The following is a 25,289-nucleotide window of genomic DNA, read 5'->3' on the forward strand; positions in this document are numbered from 1 at the left end:
CGATCCCTATGACCAGATCACGCCCCTCCCGCGACCGCCGTCCCCCGGGGCCCGCCGGCGACAGACGGGTCACCACGCGCAACGCCACGTTCCAGCAGTGGGAGACGCTGCTGCACAACCGGACGAAGCGGCACCGGGCAGGGGCGATCCTGGTGCAGGGGGTGCGGCCGATCTCCCTGGCGGTCGAGGCCGGGTGGAGAGTGCGTTCCTGGCTGTACCGGGCCGAGGGGCGCCTGTCGGACTGGGCGGAGGAGATGCTGCGGTCGGTGCGTGCGACGCGCTACGCGGTCTCCGAGGAGCTCATGCGCGAACTCGGCGACAAGGAGGAGGCACCCGAGCTGCTGGCCGAGGTGGAGACCCCGGCCGAGGACCTGTCGCGGGTCCGGGTGGGCCCGGACTTCCTCGGTGTGGTGCTGGACCGTCCCACGAGCCCGGGCAACATCGGTTCGGTGGTCCGTTCGGTGGACGCCCTGGGCGGGTCGGCCGTGATCGTGGGCGGGCACGCCGCCGACGCCTACGACCCCAAGTCCGTACGCGCGAGCACGGGGTCGCTGTTCTCTCTCCCGGTGGTGCGGGTGTCCTCGGCCCGGGAGGTGCTGTCCTGGGTGGAGCAGGTACGCGCCGGGGGTGTGCCGCTGCGTCTGGTGGCCACCGACGAGGACGGCGCGGTGGAGCTGGCCGAGCAGGACCTGCGAGGGCCCACCCTGGTGTTGACGGGCAATGAGACGGCCGGGCTGAGCAACCGCTGGCGCGAGGAGGCCGACGGCCTGGTGCACATCCCCATGGGCGGGACGGCCAGTTCGCTCAACGCGGCCTCGGCGACCACGGTGGTGCTGTACGAGGCCTCGCGGCAGCGGCGCCACGACCGCGGCCCCGCCTGAGGCGCCCCGGCCCGGAGAGCGGGTGGGGGCACCTCCGCAGGTGGGGCGGGGTCAGGCGGCGCGCCGGGCGCGGAGGACGACGTCGTTCACGTGGCCGGTGCCTTCGGGTGCGGCGTCGACGCGGGGTCGGACCTCGTCGGCCTCGATGGTCCACCCCTCGCCGAGGAACCCGGCGAACTCCGAGGGCTGGTAGTAGTCGGCCGGGTCGTGGTCCCCGCCCTCGTGTCCTTGGAGGTCGCTCATGTCGTGGCCGACCACCAGCAGTGTGCCACCGGGCGCGACGGCCTCCACCAGTCCGAGGAGGGCGGTGTGGTCCTTCTCGCGCAGGAGCGGGAAGTAGTGCAGGGAGACCAGGTCGTAGAAGGCCGGTTCCGGCGGTTCCTGGGCGAGGTCCTGTCGGCGCAGCTCCACGGACCGTCCCCGGCACACCTCGCGTGCGCGCTCGAGCGCGACACGGGACAGGTCCACGCCGGTGACGGTCCAGCCGTGTTCGGCGAGCCAGTGCGCGTCGCCGCCCTCGCCGCATCCGACGTCGAGGGCGTGTCCGGGTTCCAGGCCTGCGGCCTCGGTGACCAGGGCCCCGTTGGGGCGGCCGCTCCAGAGCTGCTCGCGGTCGCTGTACATCCGGTCCCAGAATTGCTCGTCCACGGTCTCTCCCGTCGTCGGTGCGTCGTTCCCGCTCATCCTGGCCGACCACGGAGCCACAGGGAAAACATTCTTGCCGACCCGGCAAGAATGCAGGCAGAGGTGGGCCCGCCCGCGGCCCGGCCGCGAACTGGGCGTCGGAGAAGCGGCCCCACAGCCCCTCCCCGATCTCACCGTGCTCGCCGAGCCCGCGGTTGGCCCGGTAGGTCAGGAGCGCCTCCGACAGCCCTTCGGTGAACTCCTCCGGCCGCGTACTCGGGCCAGGGGCGCTCCATGTTCTCCGGGGCCTCGGCCGGCTCGATGGGCCGGTCATCGGCGACGGCGGTGCCGGCGCCCATGAGTGCTGCGGTGGCCGCTGCGAGGCCGGCGAGCCTGGCGGTGGTAGCGAACGAACGCATGTGTGCTTCCCCCGAAGCGTGGTCGGCCGTTCGCTTGCGCCCGGTGCGGCTCCCACCACCTGCACCTTGGTTCACCTGCGGTTTCCCTGTGGCCACACGCGGACGTGTTCGGTCGCCGACCCGACAACCGGTCGGGAAGTCTCCCTACCCGTGTTCCAGAGGATGTTCCGTGAACCAGTCGACGGCCGCGCCCGCGACCTCCTCCAGAGCCCCGGGTTCCTCGAACAGGTGCGTGGCGCCGGACACCACGTGCGTCCGGTGCGGCCCGGCCAGCTGGGCGGCCGCCTCCTCGTTGAGGCCGAGCACGGTGGTGTCCCCGCCGCCCACCACCAGCAGCGTGGGGGCCTGGACCCGGGACAGCGCCGAGGCTCCGGCCAGGTCGGGGCGGCCGCCCCGCGAGACCACACCCGCGACCAGCTCGGGGTGGTCGGCGGCGGTGCGCAGCGCAGCTGCGGCTCCGGTGCTGGCGCCGAAGAGGCCCACGCGCGACACCGAGGGGTGTTCCCGCTCCCCCAGCCAGTGCACGGCCCCCGTCAGGCGTTCGGTGAGCAGGTCGATGTCGAAGCGTCGGTCCCGGTGCTCGTCCTCCTCCGGCGTGAGCAGGTCGAACAGGAGCGTCGCGATGCCGGCTTCCTCGAGTTCGGCGGCCACAGCACGGTTGCGTGCGCTGTGTCGGGAGCTTCCGCTGCCGTGTGCGAACGCGACGACCCCCGTCGACCCTGCGGGTACAGCGAGCCGTCCGGGGAGCCGGGCTCCGGGAAGCGGCAGGATGACCTCGTACTCGTCCATGTGTGTCCCCCGTGGGGTCGGCGGTGTCGCCGGCGGCTGTTCCGGCCACGCGGTGCCGGGACGGAGGGTTCTGTGCCCCTCCTCCACCGCCCTACCCACGCGTGCCGCACGCTGCCCAGCCGCCGGGCCCTGGTCTGCGGGCTCCGTTCCCGTACGGTGTCCCGGGTCCGTACCACGCGCCGCGCGGGTCCCGGAGCGCACCGCCGCGCACCGCGGCCGGAAGGGGAACCCGGACGGGACAGGGTGATGAGAACCGCTCGGGCCGCAGGTCAGGGAAAGGGATGGGGGTAAGGGTTGAGGTCCGCCTCGGTCGAGGGCGGATCGGGGTCGCCGAGCAGGCGGGGGATGCTGTACAGCCGGGGCAGCCCGTGCACCCGGCGCCTCCGGTGGCCGAAGGTCATCGGCAGCGTGCCCGGGACGATCACCTTCACGCAGGACAGGTCGGCCGCCCGGTGCTCCGAGGTGGTCTGGTCGACGACCAGGACGTCCAGCCCGGTGTCGAGGTAACGCTGGACGGCGGCGCGCAGGTCGTCGGTCAGATCGGCCGGGGACACCTTCACGCTCGCCTCCCTCATCTCGGGCAGGGACCGCTCGCGCGTGGACGTGCGCAGGAAGTCGAGCCGGCCCGAGACCGAGGGGTCGGCGTACAGCAGCGAGTGGTCCCCCATCGTGCGGACCTCGTCGGGGTCGGCCGCCAGCCGGGACACGTGCTCACGCCGTGAGCCGAGCGCGCGGTCGAGGCTGCTCAGGATCGGTCCGAGTTCGCGCAGCGCGTTGAGCACGGCCCGTTCGGGGTCCAGGTGCGCGCCGCCGGCGCAGACCACCGCGGCCCGGCCGGGGTCCCCGTGCCGGTTCCGGGCGAGCGCCCACACACACGGGATCCGCTGCTCCACCGTGGTCTCGAGGAGAGTGATCTCGCGGTCGGTCTCCTCCTCCAGGTGGGCGCGGAGCAGGGGGACGCGCCGGTCGCGGGCCGAGTCCGATGCGATGCGGGGCAGCGGCCTGCGCGCGTACCAGGCGAGGAGGAAGGCGTCCCGTTCGGCGACCTCCAGCAGGCCGTGCAGCACCGCCTCCTCCCAGTTCGCCCCCAGCGCGCACCCGTTGGAGACCTCGTAGACCGGCATGGGCTCGTCGGTGTGCATCAGGTGCGCCCCGTAGTAGGCGTAGGTCTCGGGGACGAGCACGGGCCTCCCGCGGCCGAAGGAGTGGGCCCACACCCAGCGCAGCTCCAGCCCGTCGTGGAACGGGGTGAAGGGGAACCCGTTCTGGTGCCCGGTGTGGAGGCCGAGCGACCTCGGGTCGATCGCGCTGCCCCGAAGGTCCCGATAGGCGGCGCGGACCGTGGTCCGTTTGCCCCCGGGTTGGAGGCCGCCCCACCGTTCGACGGCCTCCAGCACGGCGGTGGCCTCGCTCGAGCGGTAGTCGTGGCTGCGTCCCCACCCGGACTCGGTGGCCGTGGTCCCCCGGATGGCCAGCGGCGCCACGGCTACGGGCAGTCCGCCCTCGTCCGCGGTCCGTACGCGCGGAACCAGCCCGGTCTCGCTGTCGACGAACGCCGCCGTCACCGCCTCGTGCTCCCGTTCGGCCGCCCGTAGCCGGAACGCGCCCGCGTGTGGTTTGGGCCGGGGCGTGAGTGTGACCTCCGCGCACTCGGCGGTGTCGTCCGGGAGCACGCCGCACTCCGGGCAGAGCGGGTCGGGCAGGAATCGATGCGTGCGCACGGACAGGTCCGCGAGTGAGACGAACACCAGAGCCGACCGGGTGCGCGGCCCCTCCCCCGCCGCGGCGGCCCGGAGGTCGGCCTCCACCAGCGTGGCGACGGTGTCGCAGGCGAAGGTGGTCAGCCAGGAGGAGGGCCGGGTCGTGAGGGCCTTCCGGTGGCGGGTGAACACGGCGTTGAACTCTTCGCGGTCCTCGCGGTTGCGTTCGCGCCGCGACTCGGCGCAGGTCCAGCAGCCGGGTTCCTCGGGGAAGGTGAGCGGGCCGATCACGACGTGCCCCAGCTCGGCCGAGACCGGGAGGACGGGGGCGTCGTCCCCGGAGCCCCCGTACCGGGCCCGACCGAGCGGGTCCTCCAACCAGCTGTCGGAGACCACGACGACGGGGCCGCTGCGCGCGGGCACGGGCCGCGCCTGCCGTTCCGTGGGGGCGGGCTCCGGCGGCTCGGGACCGAGGAGGCGCGTGCGCACGGCGTTCGCCAGCAGGCCCTGGCCGAGGACGGTGAGGAGCGGGGGCGGCTCAGACATGGGTCAGCACCACATTTGCGACGTAGGGGCAGATCCGCGCCACCTCCGGATCGTGGTCCAGCGGGACCAGGACGGGGGCGCGTCCGGTACGGGCCAGTGCCGCGACCACGGCGTCCGTACCGGCGAGGTCGTGCGGGACGGGTCCGGGGCGGGTGGTCCCCCGCAGCCGTAGGAGCCGGGTCAAGTCCGGGTGGCGGTCCACGTCCCCTGCTTGTACGGCGCAGAGCGCCCCCTGGACCGCGTCCCCGAGCGCGTCGGACAGGCGCGGGCGGCTGGTGACGTCGGCGATCGTGCCGTCGACCGCCACCGCCACGGTCGGCACGCCCGTCGTACCCGTCAGATCCAGCGCCGCTGTGGCGTGTCCCAGTGCCGTGAGCAAACGGCGTCCGCGCCGGATCCGCCCGTCGCCGTCCGGCCACACCAGGTCGGGCAACGGTCCGGGGCGGTGGCTCACGGCTTCGGTGACGGCCAGGTCCCTCACCTGGGAGAGGAGACCGTCAGCAACCATCTCCGCCCAGTCCAGGCCGGCCCCGAGACCGACGGGGTCACCGTCGCGGCCGGTAGGAGAGCCGAGCGCGGGGAAGACGGAGCGCACGTCCACCGGGCAGGGCCGGCCGTCGGTCAGGCGCATCCCCCACACGGTCGCTTCCGCCTCGCCCGCGTGCAGCAGGTCGAGCAGGCGCTCCGGATCCTGATCCTGCCGGGCGTGCCCGGGTCCGGTGAGGTGGGCCCGGCGCGGGTCGATCATCCGGGAGCTGTACCGGCCGAGGGCGCGCAGAGCCGCAGCGCGGCGTGCGGAGGCGAAGTCCGGGCCGGACGCCGTCACCGCCCCGGCCCCTGTGGCCGGGGCCGGCTCGGCGCGAGCGCGGCGCAGCGGGACCTGGGCCAGATCGGCTTCGCTCACGCGCCGGATCGGTCCGAACCGCTCGTCGACGGCGTCCATGACGCGGGTGGAGAACCCCTCGGCGTGCAGGGGCCCTCCTTCACGCAGCCGTTGGACCGCGTCGGCGAACTCCGCACGGGAACGCGGCCGCGCCGGTCGGTCCCACGGGTGTTCCAGGACCCTGTGGGGGTGGCGTTCGAGCGAGTGGGGATCGATACGGACGAGGTCCACCACGCCCCGGCCCGGATGACCGGTGGTGCTGGTGGCGCCCGTGACACGCAGGAAGAGGGCGAGGGCCAGTTGGTTCGCGATGATCCGCGGCCCCGGCTCGGGCAGATGCCATTCCTCTGCCCGCTCCGCATGCTCCGTCGGTTCTGCGCCGCGCAGCCGCCGCAGGACCGAGGCCCAGCGCGGCCCGTCCCCGGGGGCGCCGGTCCGGACGTAGATTCCGTCGGCGGCGCACATCGCCTGGACCGACGCGACGCCGTGGTCGCCGCACCACCGGGCGAGTTGATCGGCCCGGGCCCTCTCATGGGTCCCGAACACGTGGACGAGGCAGGCGTCGGCCCCGGGCACCAGGTCCTCCACCCGCTCCCGTGCCCCGTCCTCGCCCAGGTCCACGGCCAGGTCCAGGGCCACGGGGGTCGTGTCCGCGAGACCGGCTCTGCGCAGGACCTCGGCGCACTCGGAGACCAGCCGCTCGGGGCCGGCGACCACCGCCCTGGCCGTCAGGAACGCGGCATGGCCGGCCGCGCCCCTGCCCGTGGCGTGCTCGACGAACGCGCGGTCGGGGTTCTCGGGCGGGGTCCGCGCAGCATCGTGCGGTGCGTCGTGCCCGTCCTCTGCGCCGTGGACGAGGTCGAGCCGGACCAGCGTGTCGACCAGTTCGACGACGAGCTTCCTGTGTTCCTCCGCCAAGGGGGCCGTCAGTTGCGCCACCGACCTCCGGCCGTCCAGGTGCGGGACGAGGCGTTGGACGACCGCGGCGACCGAAGCGCCCCGCATCAGGAAGGAGCCCCTGTTCCCCAGCCACATCACCCCTTCCTCCACCGGGGCGAAGTAGGCGTCCTCACGCAGTCTCGGCCTCATCAGCGGCCCCCTTCCCCCGCTCGGGCACCGCAAGGCTGCCCAGAGCGAACTCGCCGACGCTGGTCTCCTCGCAGCCGTCCAGGCCCGTCGCCGCGGCGAACACGTCGGGGTCGCCGACGCCGAGCGCGCACGGCGCGAGCCCCATCGCGGTCGCCGCGAGGTACATCGCCTGGTAGAGCACCCCCACGTGCTTGAGCGTCAGGGCGTAGGCCATCGAGCGGTACTTCCAGGCCAGCCTGCCGAAGCGCGTCGCCAGGACGAGCAGGACCTGCGGGGCACCGCCGGGGCCCATGCCGGCCGCCGACGCCGCCATCAAGGCGCGCACCGCGGCGGGGGACGAAGGAACCGCACGCAGCACGTGGTCGTACGGGTCGTAGTGGTACATGCCCGCCGGCACACCGTCCACGACGCGCACCACCGCGTACAGTTCGATCTCGTGGCAGCCGCCGCCTGCGGGGGTCGGGCGGCTGGAGACCTGGAGTCCCCCGTCCTCGGCCGTACGCCGGACGCGGGCCGTTCTGTACAGGAACTCACCGAGCTCCGGCAGGCCGATCGGACGGTCGTCGTCGTGGGCGCGCACGGACCTGCGGTCCTCGACCACCGCGCTCAGCGGCGGGTCCTGGACGCGGAGCCGCTCCAGATCCGGACTCGGTAGGGGGATCGGGGTTCCGGTCCACACCGGGTGCCGTCCCGGCGGTGGCGGAAACCGTCCGCGGGCCCAGTAGGTACCGCCGAAGTCCACACCCGTCGTGTGCTCGGACCGCAGCCGGCTGCCGTGGTGAAAGGCCAGTTCATGGTGGCTCCACTGGGCGAGCCGGAGCTCCTCGGACTCCGCGTCGGACTCCAAGAGCCCGCTCCCGGCCAGTTCGTCCCACAGGGCTGCGGCCGCCTCCGCCGGCACACCGCTCGGCACCGCATCGGGGGCTCCGGTACGCACGAGCGCCCCGAAGAGGCGTTCATCGTGCAGTCTGACCAGCCGGGAGGCGACGGCGGACTCCACCACGTGGTCCTCTCCCTCACGGCGGACCCAGGCCAGGCGCGAGAGCCGGCGCCCCGTCGGGCCCGCGGCCACGGCACGGGGGCGCCCCGGCCATGTCGGCCAGGAGCTGAAGAGGGCACGGCCCTCGCAGGTCAGTGTGGTGATCACCCAGCCCCCGGCGGCCAGCCGGGCGAGGAGCTCGTGGGCCTCTCCTGCCGGGCACAGGGCGGCCAGGTCGTCGACCGTGCGGTCGCTGCCCAGGCCGCGCAGCACGGCGCTCTGTCCTTCGGTGAGCGTGCCCAACCGTTCGGAGTGGGGCCACACGACCAGAACGGTCTCCCCTACGCGGGTGCGCACCGCCTGCACGCCGTCCCTCAGCCGGAAGGCGCGCCGCAGCCGGGATCCGGTCCGTGTCCTCACGGAGCCACCTCCGAAGCCGCCGGGACCCGGACCCGCTCTGCGGATACGGGCAGGCGGACCTGCTCGGCCCGCACCCCGAAGAGGTCCTCGGCGGTGTTGGCGGCCAGGTGACACAGCAGGAACCGTTCGGCCGGGGCCGTGCCCAACCGGGTGAGCTGCAGGTAGGTGTAGTTGAGCAGGAGGCGGAACCCGTCGAACCAGACACGGTCCACGGGTGGCCCCTCGGGCCGGGGGCGGCCGTGGAACCGGCTCCGGCTCATCATCCGCGCCGCCTCCTCGTCGTTGTCGGCGGTCCGGCCCGTCCACGGCGGGTCCACCGACATCCGGCCCTGCTCGATCAGCCTCGTCCCGCGCTCCACGACCGGCCCGACGGTGTCGAGCCAACGGTGCACCAGGGGCGGCAGATCCTCGTTCGCGCTCCGGGGCGCGGTCAGGGCGCGTACCCGTGCGGCGAGCGCGGGCGCGTGCGCGGCGTAGTGCCGGTCCCAGGCCTCACGGAGCCCGTCGGCCTCCGGCCACCAGGACAGGAACGCCTCGGCGTGCGAACGGAAGGAGACGAAGGACCGGCCCAGCCCGATGCCGGACAGGTGGTGCGCGGTCGCGACCATCACGTCGAAGGCGAGCGCGATCCGGTTTCCGGTGGCACGCACGTGTTCGAGCATGTCGAAGGCGTTCGGTGTGGAGACCGTGTAGAAGTCCGCGAGCAGGTCGGCTGCCTCCGCGCTGCCGAGCACGTGGAGCCGCCGGTCGTAGGGGACCTCCTCGACGCGGCCGTCGGGGTGCAGGGGTGAGATCGGTCCGGGTTCGTGTTCGAGCTCGGCGAGTCTGGCGTGCTGGGCCAGCAGCGTGTCGGGGTCCTGCGGCCCCCGCCGGGGCCGGTCGGCCATGTAGGCGGTCACGGCCTCGTTCAGCGCGGGGAGGACCTGGGTCTGGAAGACCTCGGGGTCGGCGTCGATATTGATCCGCACGTGCGGCCCGCGCAGCCAGTGCAGCAGGTAGTGGTGGCCGTGGACGCTGGGTGCCAAGTGTGCGGCCAGCGGCCGGACGGCGTCCAGGATCAGGTCGGTCCGGTCCCCGTAGTGGTGGACGTTGAAGCTGCGCCACATCAGGCCTCCTCCGGCATGGTCGTCTCGGTCACCGCGCGGGCGGCCAGGTAACGCAGTGATCCTTCGGCGTCGATTCGGACACCGATCCGGTTGGCGAACAGGTGGGTGCACAGGTCCGCCACGCCCGTGGTGCTCGCCGGGGCGTCCCCGGGCCCGGACACGCGCAGGGCATCGGTCATCCGTCCCACGGACCGTGCCCAGTCGGTGAGGCTGCCGGGGCGGAGCCGGTCCCGGGCCCGGACGACCCGTCCGGCGGTGGCCGCGATCCGCTCGAGCCGCTCGCGGCTGCTCTCATAGAGTGCGTCGGCGGATCTCTCGGCGCTCTCCGGCCCGTGGAACCGGATACGTTCGGCGGCGTGGTCGAGTTGGCGCCGGGCCAGGGCGCCCACGTCCTCGGCCGCGGTGAACCACGACAGCAGGAGGAAGGTCAGCACGGTGGTCTCGCGCTGCGTGGGTTCGGGGCGGCTTCCCAGGATCCGCAGGGCCAGGTCGCTCGATTCGCAGAAGTGCCGTTCGACCGCTTCGAGTGAGTCGCCCCGGCCGTAGCGGTCGTGCTCACGGGTGTAGGGCAGCAGATGCACCGAGTTGTTCGCATACATCCGTTCCACCGGTTCCACCCCTTCCAGGGCCCCGAACCGGCGCGCCTGCTCCAGGTAGGTCTGCTGGTCCACGAGGTCGGGCGAGGGGCTGCGGGCCAAGTGGCCGGTGCAGCGGGCGGCCAGGACGGAACGGATCTCCTCGCGGGCCTCCTCCGTCCGGGCCAGCACCCTCAGTCGCAGGTGGGGGCCGCCGTTCCAGTACCGCAGGTAGAACCAGCGGTCGGTCAGGCCGTGCTCACGCAGTTCGGTGACCACGGGGGCGACGAGGTCGAGGACGAGCCGGTCCTGCTCACCCTGGTGGAAGAGGTGAACGCTCACCCACGGGTCGGTGGAGGTCATCGCCCTCCCTCCGGTACTTCGACGACGAACTCGTGTGTGCGCGGGTCGCCGTCCGGATAGCGCTCCGGGGAGACCGGGTCCGGGAGCGCCTCCTCGAAGCGCACGCTCCCGGAGAAGTCGCGCAGCATGTTCTCGAACACCGCGACCATCGACAGGCTGGAGAAGTCGAGGTAGAGGGGTTTGCGGGACTTGCCGAACACGCGGGCGGCCCAGTCGGCGCCGGTGGGGTCCAACCGGACGAAGCAGCGGTCCGGTACTCCGTTGCGTTTGAGCCAACCGACCAGCTCGATCAGATGGTCGGCGCTCCTCTGCCCGGGGCTGCGACGCGGGACCTGCTCGGCGGGGGCGTGCCACTCGGCCCTTCGGATCGTGGCCCTGCCGACCTCGACCCGGGGCAGGAAGCGGACCCCGTTCGGACCCGGAGCACCGCTTTCCCCGAGCAGCGAGAGGCTGGGATGGAGCAGGTAGGACTGGCCGAACGCGGCCAACAGGAGCCGGGCAGCGGGCGGCATGAGCGGATCGGCCATCATGCCCGTGTGTACCGGTACGACCTGCCTGTCGAGTGCGGCCGACCACAGCTGTGCCGGTCCGGCACCGCCCGGGTGCCGGACCTGGAGGTCGGACAGGGCCACGCGCTGCTCCGGAGGCCGCGTGCCGGTGGTGAAGGGGTAGTCGATCTCGTACGGGGCGACCGGGGTGCGCAGGTTGACGGAGACGCCGAAGGCACCGGCCACTTCGGCCAGGACGGTGCCGTCTGCGTCGGCAAGGTGCGCGGGACCGCCTGTGTCGGAACCTCCCGCCTGGCCGATCAGGCGCTCCCACCGGCCCCGGCCCTTGCCGTGTCCGGCGCTGACCGTGTTCACGGCGGCCCGTAGGCCGTCCGGAGCGGTGTAGGGCTGCACGTAACAGGCGACCGAGCGCGGTGTGCTCACCCACGAGGGCCATCTGCCGACCAGTTCGGTGAGGGTCGCGGGATCGGTCCGCAGGACCTGGCCGTGCCGCGGGCCGGACAGGACGGTCGCCAGCGAGGTCCTGCGGAGGGCGGACAGGTCGCGCAGTGCCGGCAGCGGGCTCTCCCTCAGGACCTCCTGCGGGACCGGGTTGCTGAGTTGCAGGAAGGGGCGCAGCGGGGCGAGCCACTCGGAATCGCCGTCGGCGGGGGCGGCCAGGGCCTGTTGGANAGGTCCTGTTGGAGGCGGGCGTGCAGAGCGACCAGTCCCACCGGGGCCTGCGGACCGAAGCGGCGCCGCACGTACTCGGACAGGGCGATCCGCACAGGAAGCATCCGGTCGTGCAGGCCCAGCCAGCGCCGCAGGGCGTCGAGGTCGGTGAGCAGGGGACGCCACTCGGATGTGGCGGCGGTGAGTCCGCTGTCGGGGACGACCGCGTTCTCGTGGAAGGCGAATTTTCCGAGAACGTCCGGTGCGGGCCAGTCCAGGTCCAGTGTGCGGCCGATCTCGGAGAGCCCGGCCACGGCGGTTCGTTGTCGGCCCCGGACGCCGTCGACGTCGGTCGGGGCCACCGGACGGCGCACGGTCCGGTCCAAGCGCCGGAGTTGCTCCAGGAGCGGGGCGTGGTCGTGGTCGGAGGCCGCCTCCAGGAACCCGATCAGGTCGGCCAAGGGCTGTTCGGACTGGTCCGGCACGGGCGAGACGTGTTCGAGCACCCCGAGATCCAGGAGTCGGCGGCAGTACGCGGCCGCCGACGTCTCCTGCCCACCGGAGAGCGTCGCCAGGCGGGCCCGGAGCTCGGCCACGGTGCAGCCCTGGTGTCCGAGCTCGAGGGCGGTCTCGACCGCAGCGGAGAAAGGTAGGGAGACCAGAGACTCGTCGGGGCGGCGGCCGAGGAAGAGATGGCCCGTACCGGTGGTGGTCAGGCTGGGGTTGGGGCGCACGCGGAGGTCGGCGACGAGGGCGTCGTCGGCCAGGAGCGCGGCCGTGATCTGGTCCAGGACCATGCGGTCGAGTTCGGTGACGCACCGGATCCCTGCGGAGGCGGTGCTCCTGGCACCGTCGGGCGTCGGTGTCCACGTCCCCCGCGCGATGGCCGTGAACGTGCTGTACGGGCTCGTCTTGGTCGCCGCGCGCGAGACGAACTTCGTCAGGCCGATGAGGGTGCGCCGCCGGAGTTCACCCCGATCGCGCACGGCGGCCTTGCGGACCTCGTCCAGCAGAGCGGGCCCGGCCTGGGCCAGGGCGTGCTGGAAGAGCGGCGCGGAGGCGATCCGGATCAGCTGCGCCGTCTCTTCGCCGGTTCCGCGGTCGACGGCGGCCGTGAGTTCGGCGTGGGCCTGCTTGCGCCGCCGCATGCGCCACATCCACCGTTCGATCCGTGAGGCCACATGCTCGGGAAGTGCGGCAGATATCTGCGGTGACCATTCTTCTCGCGCCGGGAAACGCTTCCGATGGACACATCTACGCAATGCGACCATTTGCGGTTTCACCTCGGAACCCGAGCTCTCCCCGATCACTTCGTAGAGGAGGTCGCTGATCTCTTCCGCGTCCCTCTCCAGGGCGGAATCAAGAGCGGTGATCTCCTCCACGACGAGCCAGTGCGAACCGGTTGAAATTTCAGCTAGAACAGAGGCGGGAAGACCGCAGAATCGCACGAAAAAGGACGCCTCCGACGCATCGGAAACCACAGATCACCTTCGTCCGCTCGCGGGCCGGCCGGTCGGCTCCGGGCCGGGTTCGGGAGCCCATGGGGCTTCGGGAGACCACGGGGGCGGGGCACCGTGGCGCCCCGCCCCCGCAGCGTGCTGACTACGGCAGCGACGAGCAGGAGCAACCGCAGCTGGGCGAGGACGCGCCGTTCTCGACCAGGCCGTGGCCGCTGGTCAGCGACTCCACGGTCAGCCCCTTGTCGCTGAGCTCGAAGACATCCGCCGGGATGTCGTCGAGGTTGAAGTCGGTGGACTCTTCACTCATGACGAGACTCCTTCCTGTGGCAATGACATGCAATTTCAGCCATGGCAGCGGAGGCAGGAAACTGAATCATAAATTCATGGCCCAGTCGGGGACAATCCCTTTTCCGATCACCGCATCAAAAGATTAACCACGGCCGAGTCGGAGCCGCAAGGAAAATCCTCGCTTTGGCCACATCAGGACATGGGGACCGCCAGGGGTTTTATAAAGTCAGCAACGGGTGACGCCGCTCCTGGCCGAGTGAAATGCGTGAGGGTATGTACGCATCTGTCCAATCCGTCCTCCGCTACAAAAACCATGCCCCAGGGGAACGGCTCCAACCGGCGCTCCCGCGCAGTTCTCATTTCGGATGAGGGCACCGGCCACGAGGGAGGAAACTGCGCGACACTCGTCAACCGCGAGAGACCGCCGACGCCCTCAGCTGGGGCCGGTGAGGCCGTGCCGCCCCTGGTAGGCGGCGGTCGGCGGCACGCTCCACCCCTTCGTGAGCGCCGGGGAGGGACGGTGGACCTCCACCCCGAGCGGACGGCACACCTCGATCGGATCACGGGCGTCCGGGCCCCACAGCGGGACCGAGAGATCCCCGCCGGGACAGGTCGACAGGGCACACAGCAGATCCTGCTCGGCGAAGAACTCGAAGAAGTCACCCGGCCTGGCGGGCGAAGCCTTCATGAAGTACTGGTCCTGGTCGTTGAGGCCGGTGCACTGGAAGACGTTGAGGACGTCGTGCACATCGAACTCGGTCAACCCGTACGGCAGGATCGCGCGGGTCAGGTTCGAGTGGCAGTGCCGATCGAAGTCCTCACCGGTCAGCATCCGGTTCACGTACGGGTCGCACCGGGTCCCGAGCAGGTCGTGCACCCGCCCGCCCTCCTCGTCCGTCCCGTACCGGTCCAGGGTGTCTCCGGTGACCGTCACCAGAGGACGCAAGTACGGCAGGGTCGACCACAACCGGTCGTGGCGGCTCACGTGCGCGCTCTGCAACTGACGGGTCCGCGAGGCCCACAGACGCTCGCGCGGGTTGTACCGGTTCCAGATGTTGAGGTCCCCGACCTGAGGCCCCTCCGGGGTGGAGATCCGGCACAGATACCCGGCGGGGACCTCCCACGCCCGGCCGGAGCGGATCGGCAGCACGAAACGCTCCACGAGCTCGCGGTCCTCGGTGTGCTTGGCGAGCCGGTCGTAGAAGGCGGTCTCGACGCCGAGGGCGCTGCCCTCACCGGCTTGGTAGGCGGCTTCGGGTGATCCCAACGGGCCCCTCACGATTCCGGACGGACCCACGCCCTGGGCGCGCCCTCCAGACACCAGATGCACCCGGGAACGTACCCCGTTGCCGTGGCCGGAAAAGGGACCCGCGCTCCCTGCGCCACCTCCCCGGCCCCGGCCCCGAACTCGGCGGCCCCGAGGTCTCGGCTCAACGGAGGGCGGATAGAGAGAAGGGCCGCTCTGCGTTCGATCCCACGGGAGGACCTCCCGCCCTCCGGTCCGCAGATCTTCCCGTCATCGCCGCCCCTCGGGCCACTTCGACCTCCCCGATCCGGGTCGGGGGGCCGGTGGAAAGCGCCCGCGCTCATCGCGTAGAACCCATGGAGGCATCACCCCCCGCACCGGTGGTGTGATTGTGTGCCGACTGGTCCTCTGCGGTGTCTTCCTCGGTGAGAACACCGATGTGCCTGAGCATCGACCCGGTGATCACGGCGAGCAGGAGAACGGCGACCGTGCCCAGCCACCCCGTCGTGTTCAGGCCCGTGATGAATGCTTCCTGGGCCTGCTGCAGTACCGACCCGGGAATTTCATCCGCGACCGAGGTGGCCCCTGAGAGGCTGGTCTCCACAGATTCGGCGGTATCCGTCGACAGCCCGGCGAGACTCCCGGCCTGTATTCGGGTGGCGTAGACGGCGGCCGACAGGCTGCCGATCAAGGTGACACCGGCCGCCAGGCCGAGTTCCTGGACGGTCTCCGACATCGCAGCGGCGGACCCGGCTTTCTCCGAGGGAGCGGCCCCCACCACGAGGTCCGTGCCGAGCGCCGCGATCGCGCCCAGTCCCAGATACACCAGGGAGAAACCGCCGACCACGAGGAACAGGACGCCGCCCACGCCGACCAGGCCGGCGAGCATCATCCCCAGGGCGACGCTGAAGGCCCGGTTCTTGAAGAGGGCCATATCGAGCAGCGGACTTTCGAGGTGTAGCTGGCGACGCACGAAGACGGCGGAGAAGAGGACGCCGGCCAACAGGGCGACGACCACCGGAAGGCTCAGACCGACCTTGGCGAACTCCTTGACCGCGTAGACGATCGGCAACATGGCCAGAAGCGACAGGGCCGCGCTCCACAGGTCGAACCGACCGCTCTGGGGCGCGCGGTACTCGGGTAGCAGGAACGGCGCCAGCACCATCATCAGGACGAGCACGGGGACCGCCGGCAAGAAGGCGGCGCCCCACCAGAAGAAGTCGAGGAGAACACCTCCGACGAGTGGCCCGGCCGCCATACCGCCGGCGAAGAAGGTCGCCCACATCCCGATGGCGAAAGCCCGCTGCCGAGGGTCATGGAACATGTTGCTGATCAGCGCGAGCGTCGACGGCATGAGCGTGGCACCAGCCACGCCCAAGGCCGCGCGCGCAGCGATGAGTACCTCCGGTGTCGGAGCGTACGCGGCCGCGAGCGAGGCGGCGACGAAACCGACACCACCGGTCATCAAGAGTCGACGGCGACCGATCCTGTCTCCGATCGTCCCCATGGTGATGAGGAAACCGGCGATCAGGAAGCTGTAGGCGTCCACGATCCATAGTTCCTGGGTACCGGTGGGGTTCAGGTCCGCGGCCAAGGACGGCAAGGCCAGGTGCAGAACGGTGAGGTCCAGGCCCAGGAGGACAGTCGGCAAGGCCAATACAGCCAGCCCTGCCCACTGCGCCGGTCCCGCCTTACCACTACGCGGGGTGCTCATGGCACGCCCCCTTCCTCATCGGAACACCCCCACTCTCGAGAGCACCGCTCATGCCGTTCGCACGGGGTTCGCACGGGAACGGGACCCACGGGTCCACCCATATGCTGGAGTCATGCATTTCGGGGTGCTCGGCTCACTCACCGTGTGGAACTCGGGCGGCGAACAGGTCCTCTCGCTGCGGTGCCATGGTCGGCACGAACCCCTCGGCCCCGGTCCGTCCGGTACTGACCGGGGGCAGCGACCGACCGTGGGGTGTGCCGCCTACCGGTCATGAGTCCGGGGGCGAGTGCCTTTCAGCCAGATCCCTGGCGAGCTGACGGATGCGTTCGCGGGCTGTCTCCGGGGTGAGTATCTCGATGTGGTCGCCGAACTGCAGGAGCTGACGCACCGACTCGATGTCGGGGTAGAGGACGACGACCGTGCACCAGCCGTTTTCCGCGTCGGAGACCTCGTGGATACGGGTACCGAGGATGCGCCGAGCGAGGTCGAGGCGGCTTTCCCGGAGACGGACGGTCATGCGCACCCGGCCTGGTGTCTCGGTGCGTTCCTTCAGCGCATCCCACATGGTGCGAAGGGTCTGCCCCGGGCGGAGGGCGGCCGGCGCGTCGAGTGTCTCGTAGGCCGAGAGCCGTTCCAGGGCGAACAACCGGCCGGTGCCCTGGTCTTCGGCAACGAGGTACCAGCGGCCCGATTTCGCCACGAGCCCGTACGGATCGACCACCCGCATCGAGGCCTGCCCCTCGGCGCTGCGCCGGTAATGGATGCGCATCCGGCGTCGGTGGCGCAGCGCCGAGGCCAGATCGGCGACGTCCACCTCCACCCTCGGACCCGCCATCCACGCAGTGCTGTCCACCACGACCAGGTCCGCCAGTCGCGGCAGGTTCGGGGCCCCGGGCACTGCGCTCTGGCGGGCGGCGATCTTGCGCGCGGCCGCCTCATGTACAGCAGACAGTCCCAAGCGCTCACGCTGCGCGCTGTCCAAGCCAGCAACGGAGAGGGCCTCCAGCTCCCGGGGTTCCAGTTGGGAGGCGTCGAGCCGTGCTCCGGGGAGCAGGACGATCCCGCCGTTCCGGCCCCGTTCGGCATAGACAGGCACACCTGCCGTCGAGAGCGCCCCGACATCCCGCAGCACGGTCCGCCGGGACACCTCCAGACGCTCGGCGAGTTCGGTGGTGCTCATGCGTTGGCGTGTCTGCAGGAGCAGCAGGAGGTGCAGCAGCCTCGAAGCCTTCATGCCGACCAACCCTCGCAGAAAAGGTGACAGGTCCTGGCATGTTTATGCGGTCCACTGGTGCGATACCGAGAACCCGTCGATCGGAGGAGCGCTCTGTGCCCGCACCCGACCTGTTCCTGATCTACGTCCGCGATGCCGGGGCCGCCACCGCCTTTTACAGCAACCTGTTCGAAATCGAGCCGGTCTTCACCAGCCCCCGCTACGTGGCTTACGAGGTTGCCCCCGGCGTCCTGTTCGCGCTGTGGACAGGACGCAGCGAGCACGCGGTCCCGAGCACCCCGCGCACGTGCGAGGTCGGACTGATGGTGCCCGGACCGGCGTCCGCAGTTGACGAGACCTTCACGAGTTGGGTCTCGAAGGGCGTCCACGTCGTGGAGGAACCGCACGACGAGGTCTTCGGTCGCACGTTCGTGATCACGGACCCCGATGGCAACCTCATCCGGGTCTCCCCGGTGGACTGACCTGAACGAACCCCGCCCACTGTGTTCGTTCTCGAAGGGTCGGCCACATTCGTTGGTCGGCCCTTCGGCCGGTCCAGGAGCTCAGACATGTCACACCCGAATGCTGCTCTCCCCGCGCCACCGCTCGAAAGCCACGCACCTCCTCGCCGGGGGAGCCGATCAGTGCGAACGGGGGACAGGCCTGGATGATGCGCGACCAGACGGTGGGGACGGCGCCCGACGCGATGCCGGGGATCATCTCCGGTATCTGCGGAAATCGGGCGCTTGCCACAGGTCTGGCCCGCAAAGGGACCTTCCGCGGGGCGCGATCCCGTCTTCGCGGGGCTACCCTCGCCGGTATGACCAACCCCTCACAGCACCCGATCGACGCCTCCGTACCCCACTCCGCCCGTGTGTGGAACTACTGGCTGGGCGGCAAGGACAACTACCCCGTGGACCGCGAAGCAGGGGAGAAGTTCTTGGAGACCTTCCCCGGGATCGCCCAAGAGGCCAGGGCCGCACGGGCCTTCCTGACCCGCGCGGTGCGCTACCTGGCAGAGGAGGCCGGAATCCGCCAGTTCCTCGACATCGGCACCGGCCTGCCGACGGCCGACAACACCCACGAGGTGGCGCAGACCCTGCGCCCGGACGCGCGGATCCTCTACGTGGACAACGACCCCTTGGTACTCACCCACGCCCGTGCCCTGCTCACCAGTACCGAAGAGGGCTACGCAGACTATCTCCACGCGAGTTTGGAGGAGCCGAAGGAGATCCTGGCCGCCGCCCGGGAGCGCCTGGATTTCGACGAGCCGATCGGGCTGATCATCATCGGCGTCCTCGCCCACGTCTCCGGCTACGGACGGGCCAAAGACATCGTACGGACCCTGCGGGACGCGCTCCCCGCGGGCAGCCACCTGATCATCAGCGACGGAACGCACAGCCACCAGGCCAACGTCGAGGCGCAGGAGGACTACAACGAGAGCGGGGCGGTGGCCTACAACCTGCGCAGCAAGGAGGAGATCGCAGGGTTCTTCGAGGGGCTGGAAGTGGTCGATCCGGGCCTGACCACGGTCACCCGCTGGCGGTGCGAGGAGACCGAGTTCGGCACCCCGCCCGAAGTGGACGGCTACGGCGGGGTCGGCCGAAAGTCCTGACCGGGTGCCTTTCTGCCCTCGGCCACACGGCCCTCGAGCTCGTCCAGGCGATGATCGACCGCCCCCGGCGTTCCTCGGGGCCGGCCACGTGTCGGCCTCACACGGTGCTCTGAGTATCCCTGCTCAGGGCAGCGTGACTTTTTTGCGTTGGGATGGGGGATACCGGCCCCCTGGGACGCCGCGGCAACCGCGCCGCGATCCGGGCGGGCGGCAGAGAGCAGTTCGCAGACGAGGGGAAGGCGGTGCCCGATGGAGGCGCGCGATGGGACCCGCGCTGAGGCGTTGGCCAGGCTGGTCGGACAAGGGGTGATCGACCGCGGGCAGGCCGACGCGGTGGCCGCCGCCCTGGAGGCGGCCGAGGGGCGCTCCGGGACGGGGGGCCGCTGGGCGGAGGTACTGGGCTATGTCGGCGGCGGACTCGTGCTGGCTGCCGTGGGCACGTTCATGGCCACCGCATGGGACGTCTTGGATATCGGGGTCCGGGTCACGCTGCTCGCGGTGGTCGCCGCCGTGCTCGCCGCCGCGGGGGCCGGGATGGCCGGCGGAGCGGCCCTGCTCCGCCGGTCGGCGGAGACGGCCCCGGCCAGGCGCCGGATCGGCGGTGCCCTGTTCGCGTTGGCAGCACTCTCCACGGCTTTCGCCACCGCAGAGGCCGTGGAGAAGGTCCTGCCCTCCGGGTTCGTTCCGAGCTCTCCCACCTGGGCAGCGGCCGCCGGGCTCGTCGTCGCCGTAGCCGCCTACGCGCTGCTGCGTTCCGCACCCGGCCTGGTGGCCGTGTGGGTCATGAGCGCGTTCCTCGTCGGCTTCGGGGTGCACGAGGCGGTGCAGGAGTCCGTCGGAGCGTGGGAGACCGCGGCGACCGCGGCCGGTGCGGGTCTGTTCCTCCTCGGAGCACTGGGGATCGCCCTCGCGGTGGCGGGCGTGCTGCGCGAGCAGGGCACCGCGGTCGGGCTCGGCGCGGTCACCGCCTACACGGGTGCTCTGATGCTGCAGACACCGCTGAACCATGTCGCAGAGCTCGCTGCCGCGGCGGGCCTGTTCGCCCTGTTCGCTCTCTGGAACTCGGGGGCTCGCGGTTCCGGCTCGGCGCTCGTGTTCGGCGTGGTCACCGTGACCATCGCCGTTCCCCGGCTCGTCTGGGAGCTCACCGACGGCCAGGTGTCGGCCGCCGGTGTCCTGCTCGTCGCCGGCGCCGTGCTGCTCGTCGCCAGTGCGGTCGGTATCCGGCTGCGCCACCGGGCCGCCGCGGAACCGGACCGCCCCCGCGCGGCACCGGACGCCCCGTAGCCCCGGCCGAGCTCCCGGCGCTTCCTGCGCTCCGCCCGTCGCGGCCGGGAAACAGCCACGAAACACCTCTTGGCAAGAACCATCGCACATGCAATCTGCGTACGCATATGCGGTGCGTTGCGTAAGCAACAAACACACGCGCAGACGCACCTTTGCACGATGCTCATGTTCTGCCGATCGAAGATGACTCCATGGCTCTGCACCTTTCCGAGAAAGGGATTGAGCCAAGATGAACACCCCGATCACCGTTGCCCGAAGGGCCTTCGAGACTCTGACAGCGCATCGCGGCCCGACCACGTTGGAGATATCAGCACCGGATGGCAAGCGCACCATCGATCTGAACTGGCCGGCACAACAGGTCCCGCGCCTGGAGCAGGACCTCTCCGGCCAAGAGCTCCTCTCATTTGGATTCTCGATAACCTGGCTCCGTGTCGATGGTCGAGCGGTTGGTACCGGACGGACCGTGGGAGCTGTTTCAAAAGGTGGTGCCCCAGGCACCCACCAGACCCCAGGGCGGCGGCCGGCGCAGATACGGCGACCGAGAGGTGCTGGCCGCGATCGTCTTCGTGACCACCACCGGCTGCGCCTGGGCCCAGCTCCCACCGGTGTTCGGCCCCTCCGGACCCACCGCGCACCGTCGTTCCACCGAGTGGAGCCGGGCCCGCGTCTGGGCCGAGCTGCACCGTCTGGTGCTGGACGAACTCGGCTCCCGCGGCGAGCTGGACTGGTCGCGGCGTGCGGTCGACTCGGTGAACATGCGCGCCCCTCAAAGGGGGACTTGACCGGCCCGAACCCTGTCGACCGGGGAAAGAAGGGGGCGAAGATCCACTTGATCACCGATCATGGCGGGTTGCCGCTTTCGATGGCCCTCTCCGGAGCGAACCTGCACGACAGTCAGGCGTTGCAGCCTCTGGTGCAGGGGGTAGCACCGGTGCGTTCGCCTCGCGGGCCCAGGCGGCGCAAACCGGCCGAGCTCCACGGCGACAAGGGATACGACTACGACCACCTGCGCCGATGGCTCCGCGAACGCGGGATCGCCCATCACCCGGCCCGCAAAGAAGTGGACTCGGCCAAGCGGTTGGGCCGGCATCGGTGGCAGGTCGAGCGCACCATGGCTTGGCCGGCCGGAAGCCGCCGACTCCACCGCCGCTACGAACGCACAGGCGCGCACTTCCTGGCTTTCGTCGGTATCGCTTGCACCCTGATCTGCTACCACAGCCTCGCCAAGTGAGATGGCCTCTTATAAATCCGGAATCGGATTCCAGTACAGAAGGCTTTTTCGGAGCCGCCAGGTTCGTAAGACACCCCGATCGTGCAGCGCGTGGCTATTTGCAGCCGAAGAAGACATCGTCTTCGGCCCAGCCGTTGTTGGCCCAGTCCTCGACGTCGGCCAGCTTGAAATCGGGGTAGAGGCCCGTGAGCTCCTCCATCAGCCATGAGGTGAAGCGTGCCGCACCCTGCGGGCAGACGTGGATACCGTCCTCACTGCGGTCGACCTCCCCTTCGCGCTCCCTGGAATACTTCTCTCCCCAGACCGCCGAGGCGTCGAGGTACTCGACCACCTCGTGCCCCTCGGCCACGCTGCGTGCGATCTCGTGGGCGCTGGCGAGCTCGTCCATATGGTCTTCGTAGAAATCGTCCGGCTCGATAGGAGGCATCGAGACCAGTAGCAGCTCGGCGTCGACGTCCGAGACAGCCTCGGCCAGGTCGCTGTAGGCCTCCTCCTGCTCCTCGGGGGTGCCCCAGTCATAACTGGTCAGCTGGTAGACGACCACCCCGCCCCCGGCCTCCTGCATCCGCTGCGGGAGGTCTTCCCAGGCGGCGTCGGCATTGGGTCCCACCAGGTTGCCCCCTCCGGTAGAGGTCCCGTCGACGAAGTCCGCACCGGACTCCGCCATGGCCTGCCGCAGCGCAACCGCCTGCTGCGCACCCACGGAGTCCCCCAGGAACAGCATCGGTGAGCCCTCGGGCTCTGAAGCGGACTGGGACTCTGTCCAGCCCTGCTGTCCGCCTTCCCCGCTGTCCCCGGTGAGGGTTCCGCAGGCGGCGAGGACAAGCGCAGACGCGGCGAGCCCGGCGGCAGTGAGTACGGTTTTCGCAGATGTGGTTCGTGATGTCATGGGCACCACGCTGCTGACCGGATGTCTCCGGGGAGCCGCCGGAATGTCGCAGGCCTGTCGCAGAAGGCGTTCCGTCCCTGAACCCCTCCTCACCGTTCCTGGGGCGTTCGTAGACTGGCCACATGACCTCGGTTCTGCTGATCGAAGACGACCCGCTGGTGCGGCGCAGCCTCGAGCTGGCGCTGAGCCGTCACGGCTGGGCGGTGGCCCCTGCCCAGGACGGCGAGGAAGGGCTGGCCCTCTTCGAGCAGAAGGCGCCCGAACTGGTGGTGCTGGATCTGATGCTCCCGGGCATCGACGGCCTCGAGGCCTGTCGGCGGCTGCGGGAGAGGGCACAGGTGCCGATCATTATGCTGACCGCCCGGGGCGAGGACCTCGATGTGATCGGAGGCCTGGAGGCCGGCGCGGACGACTACGTGGTGAAACCGGTTCAGCCCACGGTGCTGGATGCCCGCATCCGCGCGGTGCTCCGCCGGGCGGTGAGGGACCCGGAGGGAATCCGGAGCCATAAGGGGCTGCTCATCGACACGGAAGCCCTGACGATCACCCTCAACGGCGAGCCGGTCTCCCTGACCCCGACCGAGCTGCGACTGCTGCTCACCCTCTCACGCGCGCCGCGCCGCGTCTTCACGCGCGAACAGCTGCTGGAGGACGTCTGGGAGTACGGATACCTCGGGGACTCCCGGCTGGTGGACAACGCCGTCATGCGTCTGCGCGCGAAGCTCGAAGAGAGCCCCAGCAGACCTGAGTACATCCAGACCGTCCGCGGCTTCGGTTACCGCTTCGGACCCGTATGAGCCGAAGGCCCGCTCATCGGCCGCTCGGCAGCGCCTCCGCCGCCCTCCGCCTGCGCGGCCTGCGCGCACGGTTCATCGTCATCTTCGTGCTCGTCGCCATCCTGGGAGCCGGCGCGGCGGCGTGGGCGAGCACCCAGCAGGCTGCCCGCTCGCTGACTGAGTCCAGCCAGCAGCAGTATGCGCAGAACCTGGTCGAACAGGTCACCTCCTCCGCGCCGGACATCGAATACCCACCGAGCCAGGAGGCCTTGGACCAGCTACGCGCCTTCGCCGGAGAGAACTCCCTCGCCGTCTACGAGGACACCAGCTCATCCTCCGGTCTCTTCGCAGAGTCACCGGTACCCGTTGTCCCCTCTGCTGAGATGAGGGAAGCCGTCAGCCGGGCCGATGCAGGCGGCCAGGCATTCACCGAACGGATCATCGTGGATGAGACCCCCTGGCTGACCGTGGGCGCCCCGGTAATGATCACCGCACCCGACGGCACCCGGAGCAACTCTGGGGTAGAGGTCTACACCGCCCAGAACCTCTCCGGCGTGGAGGGTGAACTGGCCGCCCTGGCTCGCTCGGCGATCACCACCTCTGTCCTGGTGCTTCCGGTGGCTATGGCTATGGCTCTTCTGGCGGCCCGTACGGTGCTGGCACCCGTCCGGCAGCTGAGCGCCATCGCCCGGCGGCTGGCCGACGGCGATCTGGACGCCCGCACCGAGCCCCGAGGCGTCGACGAGCTCGCCCATCTGACTCGCAACGTCAATGAGATGGCAGAGTCGCTGCAGGATTCGATGGTCTCCATGGCCAGGATGCGGGAGGACGCCAAACGGTTCGCCGCCGATGTCTCCCACGAGCTGCGCACTCCGCTGAGCACGCTCAGCGCCGCGGTAGAGATCCTGGGGGACACCCTGCAGCGCCGCGATACCTCCGGACCGGGGTCCGAGGATGAGGCAGACGCCCGCGAATCGGCCCGTCTTGCGATCACCGAGACCCACAGGCTGGTCCAGATGGTGGAGGACATCATGGAGATCGCACGCTTCGACTCCCATACCGCCCCCATGCGCCGGGAGAGCACCGATCTCGTCTCTCTGGTCAGCAGCTGTGTCCGAGCTCGCGGCTGGAACGAGGACGTGGAGGTGCTGCCCCAGAGCTCTTCGGAGCCGGTCACCGTGGAGGCGGACCGGCGCCGGCTCGACATCGTGGTGGCCAATCTGATCGGCAACGGGCTCAAGCACGGCGCAGCACCGGTACAGGTGAAGGTCTTTCCCCAGGCCAGAGGCGCAGCTGTGGAGATCACCGACTCCGGCCCCGGGCTACCGCAGGGCCAGCTGGGGAAGCTCTTCGACCGGTTCTACAAGGCCGACGCCTCACGCGCCCGTTCGGCAGGTAGCGGGCTTGGCCTGGCGATCGCCCTGGAGAACGCCAAGCTCCACGGTGGTGACATCACGGTGGAGAACGCCCCGGAGGGCGGAGCCCGCTTCACCCTCCGGCTCCCGGACCAGCTCCACGACCCCGACCCGCACGGGAGGTACAGCCGATGAGGACTAGAACAGCGTGCCCAGCTGTGCTCTCCTGCGCCCTGATCGGTGTGATCATGCTCAGCGGCTGCGGTGTTCGGGCCTCCGACGTCGAAGAGGGCCCCGAAGCACCCACAGGCCTGGCCCCAGGAGTGACGCTGTACTTCCTGGATGACGCCGAGCATCTGATCCCCCGGCAGAGGGAGAGCGGCCATCTGGGCTCCATCTCCGACGCCGTCGGGTTGCTGCTGGCCGGCCCGGGCGGCTCCGGGCTGAGCACCGGCATCGACGAGACGACGGTGACCAGGGTAGGAACCTCGGTGCGGTCCGAGGTGGTCGAACTGCACCTGCCGCTCCCCCGCGACCAGGTGGAGAGCACCGGGGCCGATCAGATCGTCTGCACTGCAGCCGCCACCCACATCCAGGCCGGCGGCTCCCCGGATGTCCAGATACAGTTGCGTTTCACCGACGTCATCGAGGAGCCCTCCTCGTGCCCTGTGCTCTAGCCGG

The 25,289-nt window shown here is 70.6% G+C and carries 23 protein-coding genes; 8 read left to right on the forward strand and 15 right to left on the reverse strand.

Features of this window, described 5'->3' with window-relative positions; translation table 11 throughout:
• Window positions 1–8: 8 nt before the first annotated feature.
• Window positions 9–881 (forward strand): TrmH family RNA methyltransferase, encoded by an 873-nt coding sequence (locus D473_RS0104640; protein WP_017607921.1) that lies wholly within the window; start codon window positions 9–11, stop codon window positions 879–881.
• A 51-nt stretch (window positions 882–932) separates the two neighbouring features.
• On the opposite strand, the gene D473_RS0104645 is transcribed toward D473_RS0104640, so the two are convergent.
• The 14 genes from D473_RS0104645 to D473_RS0104705 form a co-directional block, all read right to left on the reverse strand.
• Entirely contained in the window at window positions 933–1,529 is a 597-nt protein-coding gene (locus tag D473_RS0104645) for a methyltransferase domain-containing protein (protein ID WP_017607922.1), read from the reverse strand.
• A 167-nt stretch (window positions 1,530–1,696) separates the two neighbouring features.
• On the reverse strand, window positions 1,697–1,924 hold the full coding sequence (locus D473_RS27090; RefSeq protein ID WP_152436770.1) for a hypothetical protein: 228 nt from the start codon (window positions 1,922–1,924) through the stop codon (window positions 1,697–1,699).
• A gap of 144 nt (window positions 1,925–2,068) precedes the next feature.
• The gene (locus D473_RS0104650) at window positions 2,069–2,713 is read right to left on the reverse strand and encodes a dienelactone hydrolase family protein (RefSeq protein ID WP_017607923.1); all 645 of its coding nucleotides are present in this window, start codon (window positions 2,711–2,713) and stop codon (window positions 2,069–2,071) included.
• Window positions 2,714–2,982: 269 nt separating this feature from the next.
• Window positions 2,983–4,959 carry a TOMM precursor leader peptide-binding protein gene (locus D473_RS0104655; protein ID WP_017607924.1) on the reverse strand — a complete coding sequence of 659 codons (1,977 nt, stop codon included), beginning with the start codon at window positions 4,957–4,959 and terminating at the stop codon, window positions 2,983–2,985.
• Complete coding sequence (locus D473_RS0104660; RefSeq protein ID WP_017607925.1) at window positions 4,952–6,931, reverse strand: YcaO-like family protein; 1,980 nt, start codon at window positions 6,929–6,931, stop codon at window positions 4,952–4,954. The genes D473_RS0104655 and D473_RS0104660 overlap by 8 nt, the downstream gene beginning before the upstream one ends.
• Window positions 6,912–8,330, reverse strand: a complete 1,419-nt coding sequence (locus D473_RS24205) for a SagB/ThcOx family dehydrogenase (RefSeq protein ID WP_017607926.1) — start codon at window positions 8,328–8,330, stop codon at window positions 6,912–6,914. Before D473_RS24205 ends, D473_RS0104660 begins: the two co-directional genes overlap by 20 nt.
• Entirely contained in the window at window positions 8,327–9,436 is a 1,110-nt protein-coding gene (locus D473_RS0104670) for a thiopeptide maturation pyridine synthase (protein WP_017607927.1), read from the reverse strand. Before D473_RS0104670 ends, D473_RS24205 begins: the two co-directional genes overlap by 4 nt.
• Window positions 9,436–10,374, reverse strand: a complete 939-nt coding sequence (locus tag D473_RS0104675) for a thiopeptide-type bacteriocin biosynthesis protein (RefSeq protein WP_017607928.1) — start codon at window positions 10,372–10,374, stop codon at window positions 9,436–9,438. Before D473_RS0104675 ends, D473_RS0104670 begins: the two co-directional genes overlap by 1 nt.
• Entirely contained in the window at window positions 10,371–11,306 is a 936-nt protein-coding gene (locus D473_RS0104680) for a lantibiotic dehydratase (RefSeq protein WP_026126605.1), read from the reverse strand. The genes D473_RS0104675 and D473_RS0104680 overlap by 4 nt, the downstream gene beginning before the upstream one ends.
• Window positions 11,307–11,452: 146 nt before the next feature.
• A complete protein-coding gene (locus D473_RS0104685) occupies window positions 11,453–12,805 on the reverse strand; it encodes a lantibiotic dehydratase (RefSeq protein WP_449406441.1) in 1,353 nt (450 codons plus the stop codon).
• A 331-nt stretch (window positions 12,806–13,136) separates the two neighbouring features.
• The gene (locus tag D473_RS27095) at window positions 13,137–13,301 is read right to left on the reverse strand and encodes a thiomuracin/GE37468 family thiazolyl RiPP peptide (RefSeq protein WP_017607929.1); all 165 of its coding nucleotides are present in this window, start codon (window positions 13,299–13,301) and stop codon (window positions 13,137–13,139) included.
• A gap of 414 nt (window positions 13,302–13,715) precedes the next feature.
• Window positions 13,716–14,549 (reverse strand): urea carboxylase-associated family protein, encoded by an 834-nt coding sequence (locus D473_RS0104695; protein WP_017607930.1) that lies wholly within the window; start codon window positions 14,547–14,549, stop codon window positions 13,716–13,718.
• A 319-nt stretch (window positions 14,550–14,868) separates the two neighbouring features.
• Entirely contained in the window at window positions 14,869–16,242 is a 1,374-nt protein-coding gene (locus D473_RS24210) for an MFS transporter (RefSeq protein ID WP_083917912.1), read from the reverse strand.
• A gap of 268 nt (window positions 16,243–16,510) precedes the next feature.
• Entirely contained in the window at window positions 16,511–17,476 is a 966-nt protein-coding gene (locus D473_RS0104705; protein ID WP_017607932.1) for a helix-turn-helix transcriptional regulator, read from the reverse strand.
• Between the two features lie 95 nt (window positions 17,477–17,571).
• Here D473_RS0104705 and D473_RS0104710 point away from each other — a divergent pair, with 95 nt between their 5' ends.
• The 4 genes from D473_RS0104710 (at window position 17,572) to D473_RS26345 (ending at window position 21,588) form a co-directional block, all read left to right on the forward strand.
• Entirely contained in the window at window positions 17,572–17,937 is a 366-nt protein-coding gene (locus D473_RS0104710; RefSeq protein ID WP_017607933.1) for a VOC family protein, read from the forward strand.
• A 338-nt stretch (window positions 17,938–18,275) separates the two neighbouring features.
• The gene (locus tag D473_RS0104715) at window positions 18,276–19,070 is read left to right on the forward strand and encodes an SAM-dependent methyltransferase (RefSeq protein ID WP_017607934.1); all 795 of its coding nucleotides are present in this window, start codon (window positions 18,276–18,278) and stop codon (window positions 19,068–19,070) included.
• Window positions 19,071–19,319: 249 nt separating this feature from the next.
• Entirely contained in the window at window positions 19,320–20,357 is a 1,038-nt protein-coding gene (locus D473_RS0104720) for a DUF2157 domain-containing protein (protein WP_017607935.1), read from the forward strand.
• Between the two features lie 434 nt (window positions 20,358–20,791).
• Window positions 20,792–21,588 (forward strand): IS5 family transposase gene (locus D473_RS26345; RefSeq protein WP_449406442.1). Its coding sequence is split into 2 segments (ribosomal slippage): window positions 20,792–21,122 and window positions 21,122–21,588, totalling 798 coding nucleotides; the frame shifts between segments, so codons are not numbered across the junction.
• Between the two features lie 94 nt (window positions 21,589–21,682).
• Here the strand turns inward: D473_RS26345 and D473_RS0104735 are convergent.
• Complete coding sequence (locus D473_RS0104735) at window positions 21,683–22,477, reverse strand: SGNH/GDSL hydrolase family protein (protein ID WP_051042961.1); 795 nt, start codon at window positions 22,475–22,477, stop codon at window positions 21,683–21,685.
• Between the two features lie 122 nt (window positions 22,478–22,599).
• On the opposite strand from D473_RS0104735, the gene D473_RS0104740 reads away from it, so the two are divergent.
• Genes D473_RS0104740 through D473_RS0104750 form a run of 3 tightly spaced genes read left to right on the forward strand, consistent with a single transcriptional unit; the run spans window position 22,600 to window position 25,285 of the window.
• Entirely contained in the window at window positions 22,600–23,274 is a 675-nt protein-coding gene (locus D473_RS0104740; protein WP_017607939.1) for a response regulator transcription factor, read from the forward strand.
• Window positions 23,271–24,803, forward strand: coding sequence for a sensor histidine kinase (locus tag D473_RS0104745; protein WP_017607940.1), 1,533 nt, complete (start codon window positions 23,271–23,273; stop codon window positions 24,801–24,803). The genes D473_RS0104740 and D473_RS0104745 overlap by 4 nt, the downstream gene beginning before the upstream one ends.
• Complete coding sequence (locus D473_RS0104750; protein ID WP_083917913.1) at window positions 24,800–25,285, forward strand: hypothetical protein; 486 nt, start codon at window positions 24,800–24,802, stop codon at window positions 25,283–25,285. The genes D473_RS0104745 and D473_RS0104750 overlap by 4 nt, the downstream gene beginning before the upstream one ends.
• The last annotated feature ends 4 nt before the right edge of the window (window positions 25,286–25,289 follow it).

It is taken from the genome of Nocardiopsis xinjiangensis YIM 90004, assembly GCF_000341145.1.
Lineage (GTDB): Bacteria > Actinomycetota > Actinomycetes > Streptosporangiales > Streptosporangiaceae > Nocardiopsis > Nocardiopsis xinjiangensis.

Excerpts from the sequence above, each read along its gene's own strand:
- D473_RS0104640 (WP_017607921.1), top strand. The coding sequence starts at position 9 with ATGACCAGATCACGCCCCTCCCGCGACCGCCGTCCCCCGGGGCCCGCC.
- D473_RS27090 (WP_152436770.1), bottom strand. The coding sequence starts at position 1,924 with ATGCGTTCGTTCGCTACCACCGCCAGGCTCGCCGGCCTCGCAGCGGCC.
- D473_RS0104650 (WP_017607923.1), bottom strand. The coding sequence starts at position 2,713 with ATGGACGAGTACGAGGTCATCCTGCCGCTTCCCGGAGCCCGGCTCCCC.
- D473_RS0104655 (WP_017607924.1), bottom strand. The coding sequence starts at position 4,959 with ATGTCTGAGCCGCCCCCGCTCCTCACCGTCCTCGGCCAGGGCCTGCTG.
- D473_RS0104660 (WP_017607925.1), bottom strand. The coding sequence starts at position 6,931 with ATGAGGCCGAGACTGCGTGAGGACGCCTACTTCGCCCCGGTGGAGGAA.
- D473_RS0104670 (WP_017607927.1), bottom strand. The coding sequence starts at position 9,436 with ATGTGGCGCAGCTTCAACGTCCACCACTACGGGGACCGGACCGACCTG.
- D473_RS0104675 (WP_017607928.1), bottom strand. The coding sequence starts at position 10,374 with ATGACCTCCACCGACCCGTGGGTGAGCGTTCACCTCTTCCACCAGGGT.
- D473_RS27095 (WP_017607929.1), bottom strand. The coding sequence starts at position 13,301 with ATGAGTGAAGAGTCCACCGACTTCAACCTCGACGACATCCCGGCGGAT.
- D473_RS24210 (WP_083917912.1), bottom strand. The coding sequence starts at position 16,242 with ATGAGCACCCCGCGTAGTGGTAAGGCGGGACCGGCGCAGTGGGCAGGG.
- D473_RS0104705 (WP_017607932.1), bottom strand. The coding sequence starts at position 17,476 with ATGAAGGCTTCGAGGCTGCTGCACCTCCTGCTGCTCCTGCAGACACGC.
- D473_RS0104715 (WP_017607934.1), top strand. The coding sequence starts at position 18,276 with ATGACCAACCCCTCACAGCACCCGATCGACGCCTCCGTACCCCACTCC.
- D473_RS0104720 (WP_017607935.1), top strand. The coding sequence starts at position 19,320 with ATGGAGGCGCGCGATGGGACCCGCGCTGAGGCGTTGGCCAGGCTGGTC.
- D473_RS0104735 (WP_051042961.1), bottom strand. The coding sequence starts at position 22,477 with ATGACATCACGAACCACATCTGCGAAAACCGTACTCACTGCCGCCGGG.
- D473_RS0104740 (WP_017607939.1), top strand. The coding sequence starts at position 22,600 with ATGACCTCGGTTCTGCTGATCGAAGACGACCCGCTGGTGCGGCGCAGC.
- D473_RS0104745 (WP_017607940.1), top strand. The coding sequence starts at position 23,271 with ATGAGCCGAAGGCCCGCTCATCGGCCGCTCGGCAGCGCCTCCGCCGCC.
- D473_RS0104750 (WP_083917913.1), top strand. The coding sequence starts at position 24,800 with ATGAGGACTAGAACAGCGTGCCCAGCTGTGCTCTCCTGCGCCCTGATC.